Origin of the sequence: Kribbella qitaiheensis (genome assembly GCF_014217565.1) — a bacterium.
Classification (GTDB): Bacteria; Actinomycetota; Actinomycetes; order Propionibacteriales; family Kribbellaceae; genus Kribbella; species Kribbella qitaiheensis_A.
This window is the reverse complement of record NZ_CP043661.1, coordinates 7188333-7209114: the sequence shown is the minus strand read 5'-3', so window position 1 is coordinate 7209114 and position 20782 is coordinate 7188333. Positions and strand designations below refer to the sequence as shown.

The following is a 20782-nucleotide window of genomic DNA, read 5'->3' as shown; positions in this document are numbered from 1 at the left end:
CGCATCCGCGTGGAAAAGACTCCGGTCCTGCCGCGGCCGTACGGCCGGACAGCCGCCGACCGGTGAGGGGTCGACGGCTGTCCGGTACTGCGGGGTGGGGGGTCAGTTCGGCGCGAGCACCACCGTGAACATCAACGCCTTGGAAGACGTCGAGTCCGCGGTCGAGGTGAGCCCGCCGACGGTGCCCGGGACGACCGGGCTGTTGCTGTCCACTGCCAGTGCGGTGATCCGGCCGGAGCCGGCCCCCGTGCTGGTCGCCCGGGAGGTCGTCCCGGCCGGCGTGGACAGCGTAGTGGTGAGCGACGACTTCTCCGCCCAGTAGCTGACCAGGCGGCCACCGACAGTGGCCGTGGTGAGCGTCGGCGTGGTGTGCGCCGCCTGGGTGAGCGTCTCGCTGCCGGTCGCGGAGTTGGAGATCGAAGCCGCACCGCGGTACGCGAGCAGGGTGGCATCCGCCTTCGTGGCTGCTGAGGTGGTCACCGCGACCGCGGTCCCCGCATCGGTTGCCGTCGCGGTCTTCCGCCACAGCCGGCCGTTCTGGTTGGTGGAGCCCACCGTCTCGACCTGCGTCCAGCCCGCCGGACCGTTGACGGTCGGAAGCGGGTCGTTGTCGCTGAAGAACAGCAGCAGCGTGTCCCCTGCTGTGACGGCTGCCGGCACCGTGTTGGTGAAGGCTGCCGCGTTGCCGTTGACCCGGCTGGCTCCGACGAAGTCCACCGACTTGGCCGGGTCGACCACCGCGACCGACTTGGTGGTCGATGCCGTCGCGCCGTCGTTGTCCGTCACCGTCAGGCCGATGGTGTACGTCCCCGCTGCCGCGTAGGTGTGCGATGTCGTCACCCCGCTGCCGGTAGTGGAGTCACCGAAGTCCCACGCGTACCCGGTCAGCGTGCCGTCCGGGTCGTTGGACCCCGAGCCGTCCACGCTGCAGCCGAGATCGGTGCAGTTCGTGGTGAAGCTCGCCGTCGGGCCCTGGTTGATCCGGGTCACCGTGACCTGGTGCGAGGTGGTGTTGGTGCCACCGTCGCCGTCGGTCACCGTGAGGCTGGCCGTGTAGGTCCCGCTGGCGGCGTACGTGTGTGAAGTCGTCGCGCCGCTGCCGGTCGAGCTGTCCCCGAAGTTCCAGGCGTAACCGGCGATCGGGCCGTCGGCGTCGCTCGACGCGGATCCGTCGAACGAACACGTCAGGCTGTTGCAGGACTCCCCGAAGGTGGCCACCGGCAACGTGTTCACGTGCGTGACCACCTTGCTCACCGTCTTGGTGTTGGTGCCGCCACGGTTGTCGGTCACGGTCAGACCGACCGAGTACGTGCCCGCTGCCGCGTAGTGGTGCGACGGGTTGGCGTCCGTACTGGTGCCGCCGTCACCGAAGGTCCACGCGTACGACGCGATGGTGCCGTCCGGGTCGGACGAACCGGCCGAGGAGTAGGTGCAGTCCAGATCGGTGCAGTTGACCGCGGCCTGGGCCGTCGGCAACTGGTTCGGGCCTTGACCGGTCGGGTCCTGGTAGAGGAACAGCGTCCGGGAGCGCCAGTCGATGCCGCCCGTGTTCAGCGTGACTGCTGTGCCGGCCACTGGTGCACCGGTCGCGGGGTTGAAGGTCATCCGCCGCAGCGTGCTGTCACCGGACTGGGCCCAGTACAGCTGGTTGCCGGCCAGGAACATGCCGGTGACGGTCGACCAGGTGATACCGGTGACGTTGCCGGTCGCGGTGAAGACGTTCGCGCCGACCACGTCGCTCTCCGGGGTGAAGTACCGGTAGTACAGGTTCGACTGACCGGACCGGGTGAAGTAGATCCGCCCCGAGTTGAAGAACATCCCGGTGATGTTCGGCTGTTCACTGCTGTGCCAGGTGGACATGTTGGTGAGCAGGTCACCGGTGTTCACCGCGGTCGGTGCCCCGAAGGTGGTGCCGTCGAAGGTGCGCCGGTCGAACGTTCCGTTGGACCAGCCGGCGTACAGCTGGCCGTTGAGCATGAACGCGCCCCGGTTGTTGCTCCAGGTGATGCCACCGGCGGGCACCGAGGTGAGCGGTGATGCGGTGGTGCCGTTGTACGACGACTTGCTGATCGTGTTGTCGTAGGTCGGGAGGAGAATGTTCCCGCCCCGGCGACCGGCGACGAACAGGTTGTTCGGCAGGGTCGGCGTGTTACCCAGCGGGATCGTGCCGCCACCCGTGAGCGGGAAGAACGCGATCCGGGCGTGGTACTCCGAGGCGCCGATCCGGTCGGTGTCCGAACCGACCCACAGTCCGGCCGGGGTCGGCAGCAGGTCGAAGACGCCGACACCGCGGTCCCTGGTCGGGTTCCACGACAGCGGCAGGCCGTTGATCGGGTCGAGCGCCGCGATACCGGGCCGGGAGACCGCCCCCTGGCCGGGGTTGTCCGCCGCGAAGGGGTTGTTCTGCCAGCGGGCGTGGCCGCCGGTGTAGACCACCGTGCCGGTGATGGCGACCGCGTACGTCGTGTCGCCGCCGGTGTTGTCGATCCACTTGGCCGTCAGCGCGGAGCCACGGGAGTCGATGTTCCACCGCGCGGTCGAGTCACAGGCGATCATCGAGCCGCCGTACGCGCCGGTGGTGGAGATGACGAAGTACGAGCCGTCCGGCGCGATGTCGAGGTCACGCATGTAGGTCTCGAAGCTGCTCGAGCAGGCGGTGTTGTAGAAGTTCGTCTGCCAGTTCTCGACGGCTGCCGTGGCACCGGTCAGGTTCAGCATGAACGCCTGGTGGTGCTTGACCCCGGAGATGGTGTCGAAGTTGCCGATGGCAACGAGCTCGCTGCCGTCCGGCGTGACGTCGATCTTCATCACGGTGGTGATGCCGCCGTGGTGCACGCCGGCGATCTGTAGCGTCATGTACGGGTCGTAGGCACCCGTGGTCGGATTGACGGTCGCCAGTCCGGTCTGCGGAATGGTGGCCACGGTGGTGAACAGGCCTGCGATCCAGAGCCGCCCGTTCGTCAGCCGCAGGTCCTTGATCCGGCCGTTCAGCTTCGGCGCCTTGAAGCCGCCGACCCGGGCACCGGTCAGGATGTTGATCTTGGCCAGGCTGGCCGAACCGCCACCGGAGATGTTGTTGAAGTATCCAGCGACGTAGGCGTTCACCCCGTCCTCGGCCGGGATGATCGTCGAGACCTCACCGTCCGGGTCGGGCACGAAGGTCTCGTCGATCAGACCGGTGGTCGCGTTGAACGCGGCCAGGTTGTGCCTGGTGTAGGTGGTCGTCCCGTCCTTGGACTGGATCTGGGAGAAATCTCCACCGATCATGATCCGGTCGCCGAACTGCTGGATCGACTTGACCGATCCGTCCAGCACGTTGGGCGTCCAGTTGGCCGGATCGTCGCTGACCAGGCGGTCCTGGCTGACGTGGACGGCATCGGCCGACGGCGCCAGGAAGACCACGAAGCCCGCCAGCCCTGTGACCAGAGCTACGAGCAGACAGACAACAGACTTACGCACAGTGTTTCCTCCCCTTGCCCGGGCCGGCACGCAGAAGGCCGTGTCGGGCACACCGTTGCCCGGCGTACCAGTGGTAGGCCAGGTCCCCTTGGTCGGACAGTAAACACCCTCGAAGCGTTTTCCTGCATCAGTTCATCCACAAATCGCTTGCCGACGGCGTGAAATAGCGTTACAAAGAACTTCAGGACACCAAAATGTCACACTCAGTGACGAAAATCGGCCGTTTCTCGCCTCCCGGCCAGCTCCTGGACACCTGCTCGTCACAGACAGGTGCCGAAATGGTCACCGCTCATTGGCGATCTGCTCGCCCTGCGCCTATCCTCTCCGTGGGGGAGCCAGTGTGCCGGGGGGCGGAACGTTGGCTCAGATATCGGGTGGGGGAATTCAGTTGTCGTCACCGAACGTCGCCGCGGGCACCGACGCCGTCAGCGTCACCGCGGCCGCGGGGCCGCGCCGGCGCCGACGCTGGTCGGCGGGCTGGCCGCTGTCCGTGCTGTTCCTGGGCTTTCCGCTGTGGTGGGTGCTCGGGCTGACCGAGTTCGCCTTCTTCCTGGCCGCGATCCCGATGGCCTGGTCACTGATCAGAGGGCGGACGGTGATCGCGCCGCGCGGCTTCGGCTGGTGGATCGGGTTCCTGGCCGTGGTCCTGGTCAGCGGCACCATGCTCACCACCGACGCGCCGTTCAGCAACCTGAGTCCGCTCGGCAACACCCTGCTGACGTACAGCTTCCGGCTGATCTGGTACCTCACGGTCACGATCGTCTTGTTGTACGTCGGCAATACCAGCCAGGCCGATCTGCCCACCGCCAAGGTGGTCCGGCTGCTGGCCTACATGTTCGTTATCACCGCGTTCGGCGGCCTGCTCGGTGTGGTCGCCCCGCATCTGGAGTTCAAGTCGTTCCTGGAGCTGGTGCTGCCGCATTCGGCGGCCACCAACCGCTTCGTGCACGCGTTGATCCACCCGGCCACGGCCGACATCCAGAGCGTGCTCGGGTTCGCGCAGCCCCGGCCGCGGGCGCCGTTCTCGTACGCGAACTCGTGGGGATCCAACCTCTCCTTCTATCTGCCGTTCTTCCTGTACTCCTGGTTCGGCCGCGACGCCGGCTGGCGCAAGATCGCGGCCCCGCTGATCCTCGTGGTCGCCGCGATCCCGGTCGTCTACTCGCTGAACCGGGGCCTGTGGGGCGTCCTGGTGATCGGCATGTTGTACGCCGTCGTGCAGGTGATCCGCCTCCGCGGCTTCAACGCCGTCGCCTGGCTGGCGCCGGTCGGGGTGCTGATGGTGGTCGGGGCACTGCTGTCGCCGCTGCCGACCATGGTCAGCGAGCGGTTCGCCCACCAGCACAGCAACGAGCGCCGCGGCGAGCTGGCGGTCAAGACGATCGAGTCGACGGTGAAGGGTTCGCCGCTGATCGGATTCGGCAATACCCGTGACGTGGAAGGTAGTTTCGGCTCGATCGCCGGTGGCGCCACCCTCGGCTGCCCGGCCTGCGCCGTGCCGCCGTTCGGCACCCAGGGACACTTGTGGCTGGTGATTTTCGCCCAGGGGTTCCTTGGCACCATAGTGTTCCTGGCCTTCTTCGTCATCCGGTTCGCGCGGCATGTCCGCAGCCGCGATCCGGTCGCGATGATCGGAGTGGCCCTGATCATCTTTTTCCTGATCGAGATCTTCGTCTACGACACGTTGGGCGCACCACTGTTCACCTTGATGATCGCGCTTGCCCTGATGTGGCGCGCCGACCGCGACCGCCAGGCCGCTCGGCTGACGACGGTGAAGGAAACGCCGGTCAAGGAGACGCGAGTGGAGGTGACGGCCCGATGAGCGCGGACCAGAACGTCGACCGCCTCGTGCGGACGGTGGCCCGGCTCTGGCCGGGCCACGACGTCGCCCTGCTGCGGAACCGCCGCCGGGACAGAGCGGCCCGGGAGTTGATCTTCGTTCCGTCGATGGCTTCGCCGCGGCTGCTCGTGCCCGCGGGCCGTCCCGCCGCGGCCGCGAGCGGGCTACGCCGCTTCAGCCGCGCTTTGTCCAGCAAGGAGCGCGCTGTCCGGCTGGTCGGCTCCTTGGCCCTGCGGGCCGGTGCCGAAGGGTTGCTGGCCGACCGGATCCGGATGACGCCGCGCCCGGGTGGTGAGACCTCGATCGAGCAGCACCTGTCCGAGGTGCTCGGCACCGAGGTGGTGGTCGGCCTGGGTGTCGGTTCACTGCGGGCCAACCAGAAGCCGATCCTGCAAGCATTCGACCGCAGCGGCCGCTGTATCGCCTACGTGAAAGTAGGCGACTCCGAGCTGACCGCGGGCCTCGTCCAGCAGGAGGGCGCCGCACTGGCCGAGCTGGCCAAGCAGGACTGGCGCCTGCTGGAGCTCCCCGCGCTGCTCCACCTCGGCAACTGGCAAGGCCTGGAGTTGCTGGTCATCTCCGCACTCGACACTGCTGTCCGCCCTGCCGGTGGACCCCTGCTGCAGCCGCCGCTGGCTGCGCTCGACGAGCTGTACGACCGGTTCGACGAGGGTTCGGCTGGACTCGGCCAGTCGGCGTACTGGCAGGAGCTGATCGACATCGCCGATCAGGTCGACGACGCACGGCTGCGTACGGCGTACAAGGAAGCTCTGGATCGCGTCGGTCAGAGTCACGGCGATGACCAGGTCCGGCTCACCGCCTGGCACGGAGACTTCGCGCCGTGGAACCTCGGGATGCGCCGGGGCCGGCTGCAACTGTGGGACTGGGAACGGTTCGCCACCGGCGTACCGGCTGGGCTGGACCGGATCCACTACGTGCTGCACACCAGTACGCGGGCGGCCGGCTTCTCGGCCGAGGTGATCGACACCGCTCTGGCCAGTCCGTTCATGCACCACCCGGCCTGCCCACCGCCCGCGCAGGAACTGCTTGGCGTGCTCTACCTGGCGTCCATCACCGCGCGGTACCTGGTCGGCAGTCAAGGCGACCAGGGCGAGGTCATCCGGCCCACTACCGAGACCGTGCTCGAGGCATTGACCACGCACAGTCGGCGGCTGTCCGCGCCGACTCCGAAGGGAGCCACCCGATGAGCACCGCCAAGACCGGCCTGGCCGCAAAGCGCACCGCAGTACTGCGTTCTACCCGGGACGTGTTGCCCGACGGAACGCAGGACGCGATCCGCAAGGCCACCAGGGCCGTCGGACGGGCCACGGCGGGTGTGCGGATGCTGCCGGACTTCATCGTCGCCGGCGCTCAGCGCTGCGGTACGACGACGCTCTACCGGCTCCTGGTCGAGCACCCCGCCATCGTGCGACCCCTGTTCCACAAGGGAATCGGGTACTTCGACGTCGGCTACGACAACCCCTGGTCCTGGTACCACGGGCACTTCCCGGTCTCCCCGGTCGCCGCCGCGCGGACCAGGAAGGTCGGCAAGCCGATGACCTTCGACAGCAGCGGGTACTACATGTTCCACCCGCTCGCGGCCGACCGGATCGCCAAGCACCTGCCCGACGTGAAGGTGGTGACGCTGGTCCGCGACCCGGTCGAGCGCGCCTTCTCGGCGTACAAGCACGAGCTGGCCCGTGGCTTCGAGACCGAGGACTTCGAGACCGCGCTGGCGCTGGAGAACGAGCGACTCGCGGGCGAGGTCGAGCGGATGCACGCCGACCCGTCGTACCAGAGCTTCCATCACCGCCACCACGCCTACATCGGGCGTGGCCAGTACGCCGGGCAGATCGTCCGGCTGCAGCAGGCGCTGTCGCCGGAGCAGGTCTTCGTGATCGACGCGAACCGGTTCTTCGACCAGCCGGTCGAGCAGTTCGCCAAGCTGCAGGAGTGGCTCGGCCTGCCGGTGCACAATCCGGCGAAGGTCGAGCAGGCGAACGCGCGGCCGAGCAAGCCGATGCCGGCTGCCCTGCGGGAGCGGCTGCTGGCCGGGTTCGAGACCTCCGACACCGAGCTGACCGAGCTCCTCGGTCAGCCGCCGAGCTGGCGCCGGTGAAGCCCGGCCGTCCGGCGCGCGTCGACGCCATCGAGCTGTCCGCCTACCTGCGTGCGATTCGCAGGGGGCTGGTGGCCGTCGGCGTCTGCGCGCTGGTCGGCGCGACGATCGGTGTGGCCTGGACGATCCGTACGCCGAAGGTCTACTCCTCCACCTCGTCCGTGCTGGTCTCGGACGTTCCGCTCTATCTGGCCCGCAAGGGCGAGGTGGGCGCGAAGTGGTTCACCATCGACACCGAGGCATCCCGGCTGGTCTCCGAACCGGTGCTGGACGCGACCCGGAAAGCCACCGGCGAGCAGAACATCCGGGCCCACTTGCACCTGGCGGCGGTACCGACCACCAAGGTCCTCAAGGTCACCTACAACTCCACCGACAAGGTCGCCGCCCAGAAGGGCGCGGCCACGATGACCGAGACCTATCTGCAGTTGCGCCGCACCGACCTGGAGGCCCGCCGGGACAACCGGGTCGAGTTGATCGGCCAGCAGATCGCCACGCTGAACGCCAAGCTGGACGACACCGTCATCAAGGGCAAGTCCAACGCCGGCAAGATCGCCGAGCAGAAGGCCAGCCGGCTGGCGATCGCACAGCAGATCGCGGCTCGGCAGACCGAGTCCCGGCAGGTCCGCACGACCAGCGCCTACCCCGGACAGGTGCTCCGGATCGGTGGCACCACCAAGGCCCGGCAGATCAACCCGTTCGTCCCGCCGGTCGACGGACTGGTGCTGGGCGGGCTTGCCGGTCTGCTGGTCGCCTACATCCGTTCGACCCGGCTCGGCCGCGCCTCGGACGTGTCCCGGCTGGTTCCGGGCCGGTCTGTGGTGACGCTGCCGAAGCACTGGTTCGGGCCGCCCGGTATCCGGGTCCACACCTGGGACCCGATCACCGTCGGCGTACTGGGGATCGGCGCCGGCGCGGTGATGGTCGCGCCACCCGACCGCGAGCCGGGCGAGGCCGAGAGGTCCGCCGCGGATCAGCTGTCGGCGGCCCTGCGCTCACACGGCCGGGAGTCCCGGGTGGTGGACCGGTCCGTCCTGCCCGCCGACACGATCCCGGCACTCGATCCGCACCACGCGAGCACGGTGCTCGTGACCGGCGAGGGCGTCACCAGCGAGCCGGGCTCGGTGCTCGCCGCCCTGACCGGGAACGTCGTACTGATCGTCACCCCGCGCACCCGGCAGCGAGCGTTGATCAATGCCGTGCACCGCGCCGCCGAAGTCGGCGCGACCGTCCAAGGAGTTGTCCTGCTGACCCGGTTCGCCGTTCCGGACGGCCGGTTCATGCCCGCAGTGCTGAGAAGGAGCACCTGATGAGTACACCCCCCGTGCCGACCGGCACCGCGGTACCGACGGTCAGCGTCGTGGTCGCGACACGGAACCGGCCGGAGCTGCTCCGAAAGGCACTCGCCTCGATCGCCGCCCAGGACTACCCGGGCGCGGTGGAGATGGTCGTCGTCTACGACCAGAGCGAGCCCGAGACCGGCCTGGAGGCGGATCTTCCGCTGACCGGCCAGGCCGGCCAGCGGACGCTGAAGGTGATCAGCAACACGCGAGCACCGGGTCTGCCCGGCGGCCGCAACAGCGGGGTGACCGGCTCCAGCGGTGAGCTGCTCGCGTTCTGCGACGACGACGACAGCTGGAAGCCGGAGAAGCTGAGCACCCAGGTGGCGATGCTGACCGCGACCGACGCTGGCCTGTCGGTCTGCGGAATCGAGATCACCATCGGCGACCAGCGGCACGTGCGGGTGCCCAGCCCGGCCGACGTGACGGTGGCAGAGCTGGCCCGTCGCCGGGTGATGGAAGCGCATCCGTCCACCGTGCTGGTATCGCGGGCTGCGTTCGACCGGATCGGCTGGGTCGACGAAGAACTTCCCGGTGGGTACGCCGAGGATTACGACTGGATGCTGCGGGCACTGGCCGCGGAGAAGGTGGCAGTGGTGAGCAAGCCTCTGGTCGAGGTGCTCTGGCACCCGGGCTCCTTCTACACCGCGCGCTGGGCCGTCATCATCGAAGCGTTGGACTATATGGTCGACAAACATGCTGTGATCAGGGAAAGCCCACGGGGACTGGCCCGGATCTACGGTCAGAAAGCGGTGGCGTATGCAGCGTTGCACCGCCGCTCGGATTCATCGCGGTGGGCTCTGCGAGCTCTCCGTCTGGCACCTGGTGAGAAGCGCGGATATCTCGCGCTGGCGATCGCATCTGGGGTCGTGCCGGCGAACAGAGTTCTGCAATGGGCGAACGCGAGAGGGCGGGGAATATGAGTAGCACGATGGAAGAGACGAGCCAGCAAGCGCTGGCCAGCCGGTTCAGCTGGGTAGGTGTGGCTCGGCGACTGCCGATCGTCGCGCTGCTGCTGGTGATCGGCACCGGTCTGGGCTACCTCGCCTCGGCCCAGCAGCCGGCCACCTACACCGCGACGGCGACCGTGCTGGTCGAGCCGGGCCGACGGCAACCCGTACGCGCCCGGCACCCGCGGCCAGAACCTCGCGAACCTCGGCACCGAGGCTCAGCTGGTCAGCTCTGACGCCGTCGCCCAGTTGGCCAAGGCGTCGCTGCGCAGCAACTCCTCGGTCGCCGCGCTGGTCGAGCAGCTCGCCGTGACCAACCCGCCGAACTCCCAGGTCCTCGAGGTCGCCTACAGCGACATCACCCCGGTGACTGCGCGCAACGGTGCGAACGCCTTCGCCAACGCCTACCTAGTCGCCCGCGAACGGCGTGCGGCCCAGTGGGTGCAGGCCAAGATCAACAACCTGACCAACGCCCGTACTGCGAACCAGTCGGTGCTCACGCGCAACGTCACCGCGCTCGGCAAGACCGCCGCCGGGTCGCCCGCCCGTGCGCTTGCCCAGCAGCGGGTGGACGCGGCGACCGCCGAGGCCTCCAAGCTGGAGAGCCAGATCAGCGACCTCCGGCTGTTCCAGGGCGACCCTGGTCAGGTGCTGTCGCCGGCGACGGTGCCGGGCAGTGCCGCCGGACTGCCGGGCTGGATCCTGCCGGCCGCCGGTGCCGGACTCGGCCTGCTGCTCGGTCTCGTGTTCGCCGTCTGGCGTTCGCTGAACGACCGCAAGCTGCGCACTGCCGACGATGTGAAGGCACTGGGCTACCCGGTGCTGAGCACGGTCATCACGACGTCGGTCGCCCGCCCGGCCGCTCTGTTGTCCGATGTGAATGCCGAGCTGCCCGACGGCTCGCGGCTGCTCCGCAGCGTGCTGGGTGTGACCAGCCCGGACGGCGGCGCGGTGCTGCTCGTCCCGGCGAGCGCAGTCGAGTCGCACACCACCACTCCCCTGGTTCTGGCGGCCGCTCTGGCCCGCGCGGACCAGAGCGTCACGCTGGTGGACACTGACGGCGAGCTCACCGAGGCGACCCAGACGACCAAGCTCAAGGGCCTGGCCGAGGTGCTGTCCGACGGTGCTCAGCCCTACGAGGTGGCCAAGGAGTACCAGCCCGGCCTGCGGTTCGTCCCGGCCGGTGTCCAGCACACGGGATCGGTCGACAAGCTGGCATCGCCGCAGATGCGGGGCTTCCTCGACATGCTGATCCCGGGCTGCCGCTGGCTGCTGGTGGCCGGGCCGCTTGCTTCGGCGCCGGAGACCCTGACGCTGGCTGACCTGTGCACCGACGTGGTGATCCTGGTCAGCCTCGGGCACACCACGACGACGGAGCTCCAGCACGCGGCCGACGCGGTCACGCGTGGCGGTGCCAAGCTGGCCGGCATCGTGCTCGACGCCCCGGAGAAGCACGGCCTGCTGCACCGCACGAAGCACGACGAGAACGTGGTCGACCAGAACGTCGCCGACGAGAGCGTCGCCGACCTTCCCGTCGCTGCTCCGGAGGCTGTTCCGGCCGCACCCGCGGCGACTCCGGCGGCCGTCCCGGTCGCCCGAACTCCGGAAGGACTGGTGCCGGCGCCGAAGGCCAGGCGAGCTGTGGCCGCGGTGGACGCGCGGACCGAGGAGATCCCGAAGATCGACGCACCGCTGAACGGTTCGGCCAAGCGCGCGGCCGTGAACGGTTCTTCGAGCAACGGACCCACCCACGGCTCGGCGACGAACGGTCATCTGACCAGCACCACGCCGATCGGTCCGAAGCCGCTGCCCGCCGACTCGGCCGACGTACCGGCCACGCCGGCGCCGACACCTTGGTTCGCCGAGGTCGACGATGACACGGACGACGGTGACGAGACCGACTTCGCGCCGTCGCGGAGAATGATGTAGTGGCCGTTCCGCTGTCCGAAACGACTGACGCACCTCCGGCCAGCCTGACGAAGATCGCCCGCGGCGGTTCGGCCAACCTGGTCGGCACCGCCGGCGGTGCGATCCTCACCCTGCTGCTGACCTGGGTCGTCACCCGGTCCACCGAGGCGACCGTCGCCGGTGGGCTGTTCGCGCTGACCTCGGTGTTCCTCATCGTCGCGGCGGTCGCCGAGCTCGGCTCCGACGTGTCGTTGTCGAAGTTCCTTCCGCACTTCCTGGTCGAGGACCGGCTGGCCGACGCGCGAACGACGGTCCGGCTGGCCGCCCTGGTCTCACTGGCCGGCGGCACCGTGGTGGGAGCTGTACTGATCCTGCTGCGCGACCAGGTCGCCGACATGGTTCTCGGTGACGCTGATGCCGGCGCCAAGCAGGCGGTCGTAGTACTGGCTGTCTGTATCCCGCTGGCAGCGGTGATGAACACGGCTCTGTCGGCTACCCGCGGGCTCGCCACGATCAGGCCGACCGTGCTGGTCGACAAGGTCGGCCGCGCGCTGCTGCAGGTCGGTTGCATCCTTGTCGCTGTCGCCGCCAACGCGGGTCTCGGTGGACTCACCATCGCGTGGGCCGGCCCGTACTTCGTCGGCGCCGTTGTCGCGGTCGCCTGGTTCGTGAAGATCGAGCACCGCCTGATCGCCCGCCGGGGCCTCGGGCAGGTGGCGTCGACCCGGAAGGCGCTCTGGCGCGAGTACGCCGTCTACACCTGGCCACGGGTGATCTCGCGGATCAGCCAGAGCATCCTGCAGCGGGCGGACATCGTGCTCATCGCGGCGTTCCGCTCCCCTGCCGAGGCCGCTGTCTACACGGTCGCGACCCGGCTGTTCGTGCTCGGGCAGCTCGGTACGCAGGCGATCCAGCAGGTAGCCGCGCCGCACACGAGCGCACTGCTCTCCTCTGGTGACCACAAGGAGACCAAGCGGGTCTTCCAGACCATCACTGCCTGGACGATGTCGCTCACCTGGCCGTTCTTCCTTGCCTGCTTGGCTCTTGCGCCGATGCTGCTGCACCTGTTCGGCGGTTCGACGTACAGCAGCGGCCATGGCGTCGTCGTGGTATTGGCGATCGCCGCGCTGCTGGCCGCGGCCGGTGGACCGGTGGACCTGATCCTGCTGATGGCCGGGCGGAGCGGGCTCAGCCTGGTCAACAGCCTGGTCGCGCTCGGCGTCAACCTGGGCCTGAACCTGTTGCTGATCCCGAAGATCGGCATCATCGGCGCGGCCACCGCGTGGGCGGCCGCGATCGTGGTGCGGAACGTGCTCGGCATGATCCAGGTGATCAGCAACCTGCACTGGCTGCCGTTCAGCCGGCTGTCGGTGTACGTCGGCGGGCTGGCACTGGTCTGCTTCGCCGTACCCGCTCAACTGCTCCAACTCGCCGGCGACCCGTCCGAGGGGCTGCTTGTCCTGGTGCTGGCACTCGGGGCCGTCGCCTACCTCGGGGCGCTGTACAAATTGCGCGACCAACTCGCGCTGACGGCATTCACCGCGATGCTGCGGCGCCGTCGTACCCCCGACCTGGCCGGCACCCTACCGGCCGCAGAAGCGAAGCCGGTAGAGACGTCATGACCTCTAGCTCTTCCTCGCCGTTCCCCACCGCTGCGATCCTTCACCGCTCCGGCGGGGTGCGGTCCGCGGTCGCCCTACTGGCCTTGGCCGTGGTCGGGATGTCGGGCTGTGCGCAGGCGGAGCCGTTGGCCGCACCCAGTGCGGCCGGCCCGGCGAACACGGGTGGCCTGGTGCTGTCGACCGGCTTCTCGGACGCCAGCCAGCTGGGCCGCTCGGCACCGACCGGGATCCGGACGAGCTTCGGTCCGGTCGTGGACTCGGCGGGGCAGAACCTGGTCGGAATCGTGCACCTTGCGGCCGGCGAGCAACACTCGCTCGCACTACGCCATGACGGCCGGGTGCTGTCCTGGGGAGCCAACGACGACGGGCAACTCGGCAACGGCAGTCGCGCGGCGACGGCCCAACCGGCGTACGTGCGTGCCCCGGACGGTGCGCCCGGCCAGTTGACCGGCGTCACCGACATCGCCGCCGACTCCAACACGTCCGTTGCCCTGCGCAAGGATGGCACCGTGGTCGTCTGGGGCCGGGACAATTCCGGCCAGCGTGGCAACGCCGACATCACTCCGGATCCGCTGACGCCCAGCGTCGTGCTGAACCCGACCGCATCAGGGCCGCTGACCGGCGTACGGGCCATCTCGGTGGACGGCGGCAGCGAGCTTGCGCTCACCGATCAAGGCACCGTGCTGGGCTGGGGTGACAACACCTACGGCCAGCTCGGCTCCTCGGCTCCTGCGGTTGCCAAGCTGCCGGTAGTTGTCACCGGGGCCGGCCGGGCGCCGCTGACCGGCGTACGGGCGGTCGCGATCGGCGGGCAGCATGCCGTTGCCCTGTTGGGGAACGGGCACGTCGTCGCGTGGGGACGGAACGAGGTCAACCAGCTGGGCGACGGGACCGCCACCGCCCGGAACTTCGCCCGCGAGGTGCTGATGGCGCCGGGGCGGCCGTTGACAGGCGCGATCGAGATCTCGACGGCGGAGAAGCACACGCTGGCGTTGCTCAAGGACGGCACGGTGGTGGGCTGGGGCCGCAACAACGGTGGTCAGCTCGGGGACGGCACGCTGAAGACGCGTGCGTACGCCACCCAGGTCCGCGGTCGCGGCAAGGACCCGAAACTCGTTGGTGTGCAGCATGTCGTGGCCGGTGAGGGGTACAGCGTCGCGGTGCTGACGGACGGCACGATGATGACGTGGGGGGCCAACGGACGCGGCCAGCTGGCCACCAGCGACCGGACCGACCGGAGCAAGCCCGGACCGGTCACGGTCGAGAACGGCGTACCGCCGCCAAGCTGGGTCACCGCCATCGGCGCGGGCCGACGGCACCTGCTGATCGCGCTGCGCTAGTGCCCCGAGTTCGAAGTTGTTTGACAGTGGGCGGTGTTCAGGTGCGTGCATCGGGGTGCTTGGGCGCCGGTCCACGTCAAAGAACTTCGGACTCGGGGCACTAGCCCTACTTCTGCTTGGGGACGTCCGGTGGCTTGAGTGGCAGCTCGTCGATGACCTTGCTGAGGATCTTGACCGACGGGTCGTCGGGCCCGAGCAGGGTCTCGCCGACGGTGCCGAACTCGGTCTCGTTCCAGTAGACCAGCGCCTTGAGCTGCGGGTACGGCTTCAGCTGGGCCGGGATGGCTCCGAAGATGGCGCTCCGCTTGGTCTCGCCCAGTTTCCGGTCGACACCCCACTCGCCGAGCATGATCGGCTTGTCCGGGTGCTTCTTGGTCGCCCAGGTGTAGAAGCCGGGCCACTTCGGGAAGTCGCCGGCGGTGCGGTTCACAGCGCGGCCGAGGCCGCTGCCCCAAACCGGGTTGTTTCCGAAGATGTAGGGATCCTCGGCGATCCAGTCCACCACGTCGTCACCGGGGTACAGGTCCTCGAACCAGGGCTGCGAGCCCCAGTGCGGCGTGCCGATGTAGTTCATCACGTAGATCGCGTTCGTCACGCCGTTCGCGCGCATCCGCTCGGCCACGTGCCGGTACATCGCGCTGAAGTCCTTGGCGGTCATCCCGGAACCGGCCTTCGGCTGGACCTCTTCCTCGGGCTCGTGGTGGATCACCAGGAAGAACTTCTCCGGGAAGGTCGTCTTGAGGTAGGTGGCCTCGGCATCGATCGCCGCGTCGACGACCTTGTCGCCGGCCGCCACCTCGGCCCAGGTCCGGCCCATCTCCGGCTTCCAGTTGAGCATCAGCATCCGCTTCTTACCGGGCTCGCGGGCGCGCTTGATCATGTTGGAGGACGGGAACAGCGACGGGCTGGAGTTGTAGTAGTGGGCGATGTCGACCGGCTGCCCGATCACGTTCTCGAAGTCGGGCAGTGCCTCGTCCCAGGTCTCGCTACCGATCGGGTTCGCGGCCGCGCCGAACCAGACTCCGCACTTCGGCACCAGCAGCTCGGTGACACCGCAACCGGGCGTCGGAGTCGGCGTACCGGGGGTCTCAGGTGTTCCCGGGGTGCCGGGCGTTCCCGGCGTACCGGGTGGAGTGCCCGGCGGGCTCGTCGTAGGGACCACGGTGCCGCCACCGGATTGGCCATCGTGGTCGGAAACCAGTGCACAGCTCACCAGACCGACAGCGATCGCGCCGGTAGACACCGCCGCGGTCATGAACCACCGGTTCCAGCCTCGCCCCCTGCTCGGCTCTTTCATCACTGCATGTTACTGCCAAGAGCCCCGGAAAAGGGTGATTGAGGGCGCCCCCAGTGTCCCGCGGGGTGAGTGGGGGCGGATGCACCCCGCGGGACCTGGTACTGCGCGGCGTCTGAACCCATGGGGGATGGGCTCAGACGCCTCCCCGGGCGACTGGCCCCTCGGGGGTTGGGCCAGTCCCGGTTCCCAGGCCTTCTGGAGGCCCGGGGGCTTCGGGTGGGGTGCCAGGGCGGACCCTGGCACCCCGGGGAGGGCGGTTGGAGGGCCAGGCAAGGCCTGGCCACCCCTGGGGAGGGCTAGTTCAGCCTGCGGGCCAGCGGACCGCTGTCCAGTACCTGCTGGGCGGTGGACCTGGCCGTACTCGACGAGTCCAGCCTGGTCTCACCGACCGGGTCGAACTTCGTCTCGTTCCAGTACACCAGCGCCTTGATCGCCGGCCGCTTGGCCAGGCCTTCGTCGACCGTGTTGAGGATGTCGGCCTTCGTCTTGCCGAAGGTCGTCTGCTCGTTGATACCCCACTCACCCAGCATGATCGGCTTGCCCGGGTGCTTCGTGGTCGCCCACGTGTAGAAGCCCGGCCAGTTCGGGTAGGTGTAGGTGTCCTTGCGGTCGACCGCGCTGGCGAAGTCGGTCCACCAGTCCTTGGAGGTCCCGAAGATGTACGGGTCCTCCGCGATCCAGTCGACGACGTCGTCACCGGGGTAGAGATCGGCGAACCAGGACTGCGAGCCCCAGTGCGGCGTTCCCATGTAGTTCATCACGAACACCGCGTTCGTCACGCCGCCGGCCTTCAGCCGCAGCGCCACGTGCCGGTACATCGCCTTGTAGTCCTTGGCCGTCATCCCCGATCCGGCGGCCGGCTTCACGTCGTCCTCCGGCTCGTGGTGGATTCCGAGGAAGAACTTCTCCGGGAAGGTCGACTTCAGGTACTTGGCCTCGGCATCGATCGCCGCGTCCACCGCCGGGTCACCGGCCGCCACCTGGGCCCAGGTACGGCCCATTTCGGGCTTCCAGTTCAGCAGCAGCATCCGCTTCTTGCCTGGCTCCCGGGCCCGCTTGATCATGTCCGCGCTCGGGAAGACCTTCGGGCTCGAGTTGTAGTAGTGGGCGATGTCGACCGTCCGGCCGACGGTGGACTCGAACGCCGGCAGTGCGGTGTCCCACGACTCGCTGCCCAGCGGGTTCGCGGCGGCACCGAACCAGGCGCCACACGACGGCACCAGTAGCGCGGAGACCGAGCAACCCGGACCTGCGGTGGGCGTCGAGGTCGGCGTCGACGTCGGGGTCGACGTCGGGGTGGACGTCGGCGGCTGGGTCGGCGTGGTCGGCTTCGTCGGAGCCGTGGTCGGCTTCGTCGGAACCGAGGTCGGACCCGTCGTCGGAGTGGTCGGATTCGGCTTCGTCGGCGCCGAGGTGGGCATGGACGGCGTCGGGCCGTCACCCTGGCGGACGTAACTGATCTCCAGCTTCGACTCGTTGCGGCCTGACTCACGGGCGCCGAAGACGGCGTAGTTGGCGCCGTCCGGCTGGGTGAGGGCCAGGTTCAGTACGCCGGCATCGGTCACCGCCGACGACACGTCGATCCGCAGCTCGGCCGACTTGCCGTCGTCCGCCACGGTCGCGATCGGCGTACCGGCTGCCGTCGGCGCGGTCGCGTAGGTGACGTTCTCGGCCCAGCCGGCGGAGCCGGTGGAGACCGTGATCTTGCCCGGCGTGCCTTGCGTCAGCCGGTGCAGGACCAGCGTCGCCTGGCGGTCGATCCCTGCTGCCACCGGGGGAACCGTGTAGCGCACCAGGATCGATGCCTCGTTCTTCTTCGCCACCAGCCGGGAGGACCAGCCATGACGCTGGGTGCTGGACTTGCTGGAGACGTAAGCGTCGGCCGCGGCCGAGACGGCGACAGGCGCAGGGAGCTTGGTGGGCTTGTTGAGCGCCGCGACGCCCAGCCCGGTGGTACCTAACAGGATCGCGATCGCCGCGACGATCGGGATCAGTGTCCGCCGGCCCGCTTTTGCGACCGGTTCGTTCAGTACGTCGGAGGGAACGGCAGCACGATGTCGTGCATACCTACGGGAGATTTCATCCCGCATGGGGGCTGTCCTTCCTGCACGCCTGTGAGGTTAGCTGTCGGGCTCGGGTCGGAAGTATTACCCGGTCGCTTTCGCGGCTTCGCCCCAAGAGCCTGCCCGGACGTTTGACGTCCGTTCGGCCCGGGAACCTGTGGGTCCCCCACTTCCGCCCTCTATTGCTGGGTGGTAGGTGATCGTCGACCCGGAGGGCGGAGCTCGGCGTTGCGAGTCGGCGATTTGGTGGGACCTGACCATCCCCAGCCCGGCCAGGCGCGGTGAGCTTATGCAGAACTCCGGGGAGTGCTCAAGGGCACCCGCAGCGGCTTAACCTGCACGTTCCGTGACGAAACTACGGAGAGTAGTATTACAGCTAGATAACAAGCTGAATCGTTACGTAACGTAGAAGAAGTCCGGGTATCCGGACACTCATCGCATTGATTCGATCTGAATCTGGGCTGAGATTTAAACGAACTCTTTACTCAGGAAGCCCATCGGCCGGGGCCGGCCGGATAAATTCCGGAACCGCTTTCCGGCTCATTTCCGAAGCTGAAACGATTGTTTTGCAGGCAGTTCAAACGAATGATTCAGCGCTTTTTGCGACGATGACCGGTCGCCAGCCGGTCGATGATGCTCCCGGTCGCCGCGACCGCGGCGGTCACTTGCGCTCTGTCACGCTCGTTCTCCTGCCCGGACACCGCATGGGCGTCCGGGTCCTTCAGAATGGCCGCCAACGTGTCCAGGAAGGCCCCACGCTCCTCGCAGAGGGTGATCAGGCCGAGCTTGCCCATCCGGCGGGAGAACTCCTGCTGGTGCTGGTCCACGTGCTCGCCCAGCGCGGGGTCCCGGGGCACGACCAACGGCTTGCGGCCCTGCTTGCGAACCTCCAGCATCGTGGCCGGACCGCCGTGCGTGACGACGGCCGTCGCCCGCCGCATCAGGCGCTGCAGTTCGTCGTACGCGACGATGCCGATGCCTTCGGCCCGGTGTGGCGGAGCGGTGTCCCCGAGCTGCACGAGAGCCCGCAGGGACTCGTTGCCGGGCTGCTCGAGGAAGTCGTCCAGCCAGCCCACCAGGCGATCGAAGTGGTGGTGGTCGGTGCCGAGGATGACCAGCACGTCCAGCTCGCTCACAGCAGCCTCCCGACCACGGTCGACCCGGCGTACAGGTCCTTCTGTTCGTCCCACTGGACCAGCATCCGGGTGGTGAACGGGCGGCACAGCTTGGCGGTCAGGGTGGCGTGGTCGATCCGGTCGAAGACCTCGATGTAGACGGTCGGGATCCGGCCCAGCCTGGCCAGTACGAAGAACGGCAAGGCGACGCCCGCGCCGGTGGTGACGACCACGTCGGGGCGCTCCTTGAGCATCACCCGGACCGCGAGCAGCGTGTTGCGGATCAGGTTCTTGATGTTGCGGGTGGTCGGGTAGTACGCGAAGTACGTCCGCTCCCCCGCCAGCAGCGATCGGCCGTCCTCGGTCGGGAACGTCACCCAGGCTGTGTCCCGCTGCGACCACCACGGCCTCAGCGTCATCAGCTGGGCCAGGTGACCGCCGCTGGAACAGACCATCAGCACCCGGATCGTCGCGGGCTCGCTCGTGCTCACCGGGCCTCGTTCACCATGCCGGCCCCGACGGTGCGGTTGGTCGCCTCGTCGATCAGCACGAAGCCACCGGTCGAGCGGTTCCGCTTGTACTCGTCGCAGAGCAGCGGCTGGGTGGTCCGCAGCCGGACCCGGCCGATGTCGTTCAGGCCCAGGTGATCGGCCGCTATGTCACGGTGCAGCGAGTTGATGTCCAGCCGGTACTGCAGGTCCTTGACCATCGCGCGGGCCGACCGGGTGGTGTGCTTGATCGCGAGCTTCTGGCCCGGCCGCAGCGGGACGTCGTCCATCCAGCAGATCATCGCGTCGATGTCCTGGGTGACCGACGGAGCGTTGTTCACCCGGCAGATCATGTCACCCCGGGAGATGTCGATCTCGTCGGTCAGCCGGATCGTCACCGACATCGACGGGAACGCCTCGTCGATCGGGCCGTCGGCCGTCTCGATCGAGCGGATCGTCGTGGTGAAACCGGACGGCAGCACCATCACCTCGTCGCCGGGCTTCAGGACGCCACCGGCCACCTGACCGGCGTACCCGCGGTAGTCGCGGTACTGGTCGGACTGCGGGCGGATCACGTACTGCACCGGGAACCGGACGTCGATCAGGTTCCGGTCGCTGGCCACGTGCACGTTCTCCAGGTGGTGCAGCAGGCTCGGCCCCTCGTACCAGCTCATGGTGGTCGAGCGGTGGACGATGTTGTCGCCGGCCAGTGCGGACACCGGGATGATGGTGAGGTCGCCGACATCCAGCTTGGCGGCGAACTGGGTGAACTCGGCGCGGATCTCCTCGAAGACCTCTTCGGAGTAGTCGACCAGGTCCATCTTGTTCACGCACAGCACCAGGTGCGGGACATGCAGCAGGGTTGCCAGGAAGGCGTGCCGGCGGCTCTGCTCCAGCAGGCCTTTCCGTGCGTCGACCAGGATCAGCGCGAGGTCGGCGGTCGACGCACCGGTCACCATGTTGCGGGTGTACTGGATGTGGCCCGGGGTGTCCGCGACGATGAACTTGCGCCGCGGCGTCGCGAAGTACCGGTAGGCCACGTCGATCGTGATGCCCTGCTCCCGTTCGGCCCGCAGTCCGTCGGTCAGCAGAGCCAGGTTCACGTAGTCGTCACCGCGCTCGCGGCTGGCCCGCTCGACCGACTCGATCTGGTCGGTGAAGACCGACTTGGTGTCGTAGAGGAGCCGCCCGATCAGGGTGCTCTTGCCGTCGTCGACGGATCCGGCCGTGGCCAGTCTGAGGAT

15 protein-coding genes and 1 riboswitch are annotated in these 20782 nt (G+C 68.3%); of the genes, 9 read left to right on the top strand and 6 right to left on the bottom strand.

What is annotated here, in order from left to right; translation table 11 throughout:
- Positions 1–102: 102 nt before the first annotated feature.
- Entirely contained in the window at positions 103–3459 is a 3357-nt protein-coding gene (locus F1D05_RS34235) for a PKD domain-containing protein (RefSeq protein WP_185444438.1), read from the bottom strand.
- 388 nt (positions 3460–3847) lie between these two features.
- On the opposite strand from F1D05_RS34235, the gene F1D05_RS34230 reads away from it, so the two are divergent.
- From F1D05_RS34230 to F1D05_RS34190, 9 genes are read left to right on the top strand one after another with little or no spacing between them, the layout of a single operon-like run.
- Positions 3848–5281, top strand: coding sequence for a hypothetical protein (locus F1D05_RS34230; protein ID WP_185444437.1), 1434 nt, complete (start codon positions 3848–3850; stop codon positions 5279–5281).
- Positions 5278–6507 (top strand): hypothetical protein, encoded by a 1230-nt coding sequence (locus F1D05_RS34225; RefSeq protein ID WP_185444436.1) that lies wholly within the window; start codon positions 5278–5280, stop codon positions 6505–6507. Before F1D05_RS34230 ends, F1D05_RS34225 begins: the two co-directional genes overlap by 4 nt.
- Complete coding sequence (locus F1D05_RS34220; protein ID WP_185444435.1) at positions 6504–7418, top strand: sulfotransferase family protein; 915 nt, start codon at positions 6504–6506, stop codon at positions 7416–7418. Before F1D05_RS34225 ends, F1D05_RS34220 begins: the two co-directional genes overlap by 4 nt.
- A complete protein-coding gene (locus tag F1D05_RS34215) occupies positions 7415–8725 on the top strand; it encodes a hypothetical protein (RefSeq protein ID WP_185444434.1) in 1311 nt (436 codons plus the stop codon). Before F1D05_RS34220 ends, F1D05_RS34215 begins: the two co-directional genes overlap by 4 nt.
- Positions 8725–9678 (top strand): glycosyltransferase family 2 protein, encoded by a 954-nt coding sequence (locus tag F1D05_RS34210; protein WP_185444433.1) that lies wholly within the window; start codon positions 8725–8727, stop codon positions 9676–9678. Before F1D05_RS34215 ends, F1D05_RS34210 begins: the two co-directional genes overlap by 1 nt.
- Positions 9675–9941 carry a hypothetical protein gene (locus F1D05_RS34205; protein ID WP_185444432.1) on the top strand — a complete coding sequence of 89 codons (267 nt, stop codon included), beginning with the start codon at positions 9675–9677 and terminating at the stop codon, positions 9939–9941. The genes F1D05_RS34210 and F1D05_RS34205 overlap by 4 nt, the downstream gene beginning before the upstream one ends.
- Before the next feature lie 13 nt (positions 9942–9954).
- Positions 9955–11634 (top strand): hypothetical protein, encoded by a 1680-nt coding sequence (locus F1D05_RS34200; RefSeq protein WP_185444431.1) that lies wholly within the window; start codon positions 9955–9957, stop codon positions 11632–11634.
- Positions 11634–13235, top strand: coding sequence for a lipopolysaccharide biosynthesis protein (locus F1D05_RS34195; RefSeq protein WP_185444430.1), 1602 nt, complete (start codon positions 11634–11636; stop codon positions 13233–13235). Before F1D05_RS34200 ends, F1D05_RS34195 begins: the two co-directional genes overlap by 1 nt.
- On the top strand, positions 13232–14575 hold the full coding sequence (locus F1D05_RS34190) for an RCC1 domain-containing protein (protein ID WP_185444429.1): 1344 nt from the start codon (positions 13232–13234) through the stop codon (positions 14573–14575). Before F1D05_RS34195 ends, F1D05_RS34190 begins: the two co-directional genes overlap by 4 nt.
- A gap of 106 nt (positions 14576–14681) precedes the next feature.
- Here the strand turns inward: F1D05_RS34190 and F1D05_RS34185 are convergent, their stop codons facing one another.
- The 5 genes from F1D05_RS34185 to cysN form a co-directional block, all read right to left on the bottom strand.
- Complete coding sequence (locus F1D05_RS34185; RefSeq protein WP_185444428.1) at positions 14682–15872, bottom strand: hypothetical protein; 1191 nt, start codon at positions 15870–15872, stop codon at positions 14682–14684.
- A gap of 296 nt (positions 15873–16168) precedes the next feature.
- Complete coding sequence (locus tag F1D05_RS34180; protein ID WP_185444427.1) at positions 16169–17962, bottom strand: DUF7594 domain-containing protein; 1794 nt, start codon at positions 17960–17962, stop codon at positions 16169–16171.
- 5 nt (positions 17963–17967) lie between these two features.
- A riboswitch (cyclic di-AMP (ydaO/yuaA leader) is annotated at positions 17968–18137 on the bottom strand.
- Between the two features lie 388 nt (positions 18138–18525).
- Entirely contained in the window at positions 18526–19071 is a 546-nt protein-coding gene (locus F1D05_RS34175; protein ID WP_185444426.1) for a glycosyltransferase, read from the bottom strand.
- The gene (pssD, locus tag F1D05_RS34170; protein WP_246486192.1) at positions 19068–19541 is read right to left on the bottom strand and encodes a PssD/Cps14F family polysaccharide biosynthesis glycosyltransferase; all 474 of its coding nucleotides are present in this window, start codon (positions 19539–19541) and stop codon (positions 19068–19070) included. The genes F1D05_RS34175 and pssD overlap by 4 nt, the downstream gene beginning before the upstream one ends.
- Complete coding sequence (cysN, locus tag F1D05_RS34165; protein WP_206686431.1) at positions 19538–20782, bottom strand: sulfate adenylyltransferase subunit CysN; 1245 nt, start codon at positions 20780–20782, stop codon at positions 19538–19540. The genes pssD and cysN overlap by 4 nt, the downstream gene beginning before the upstream one ends.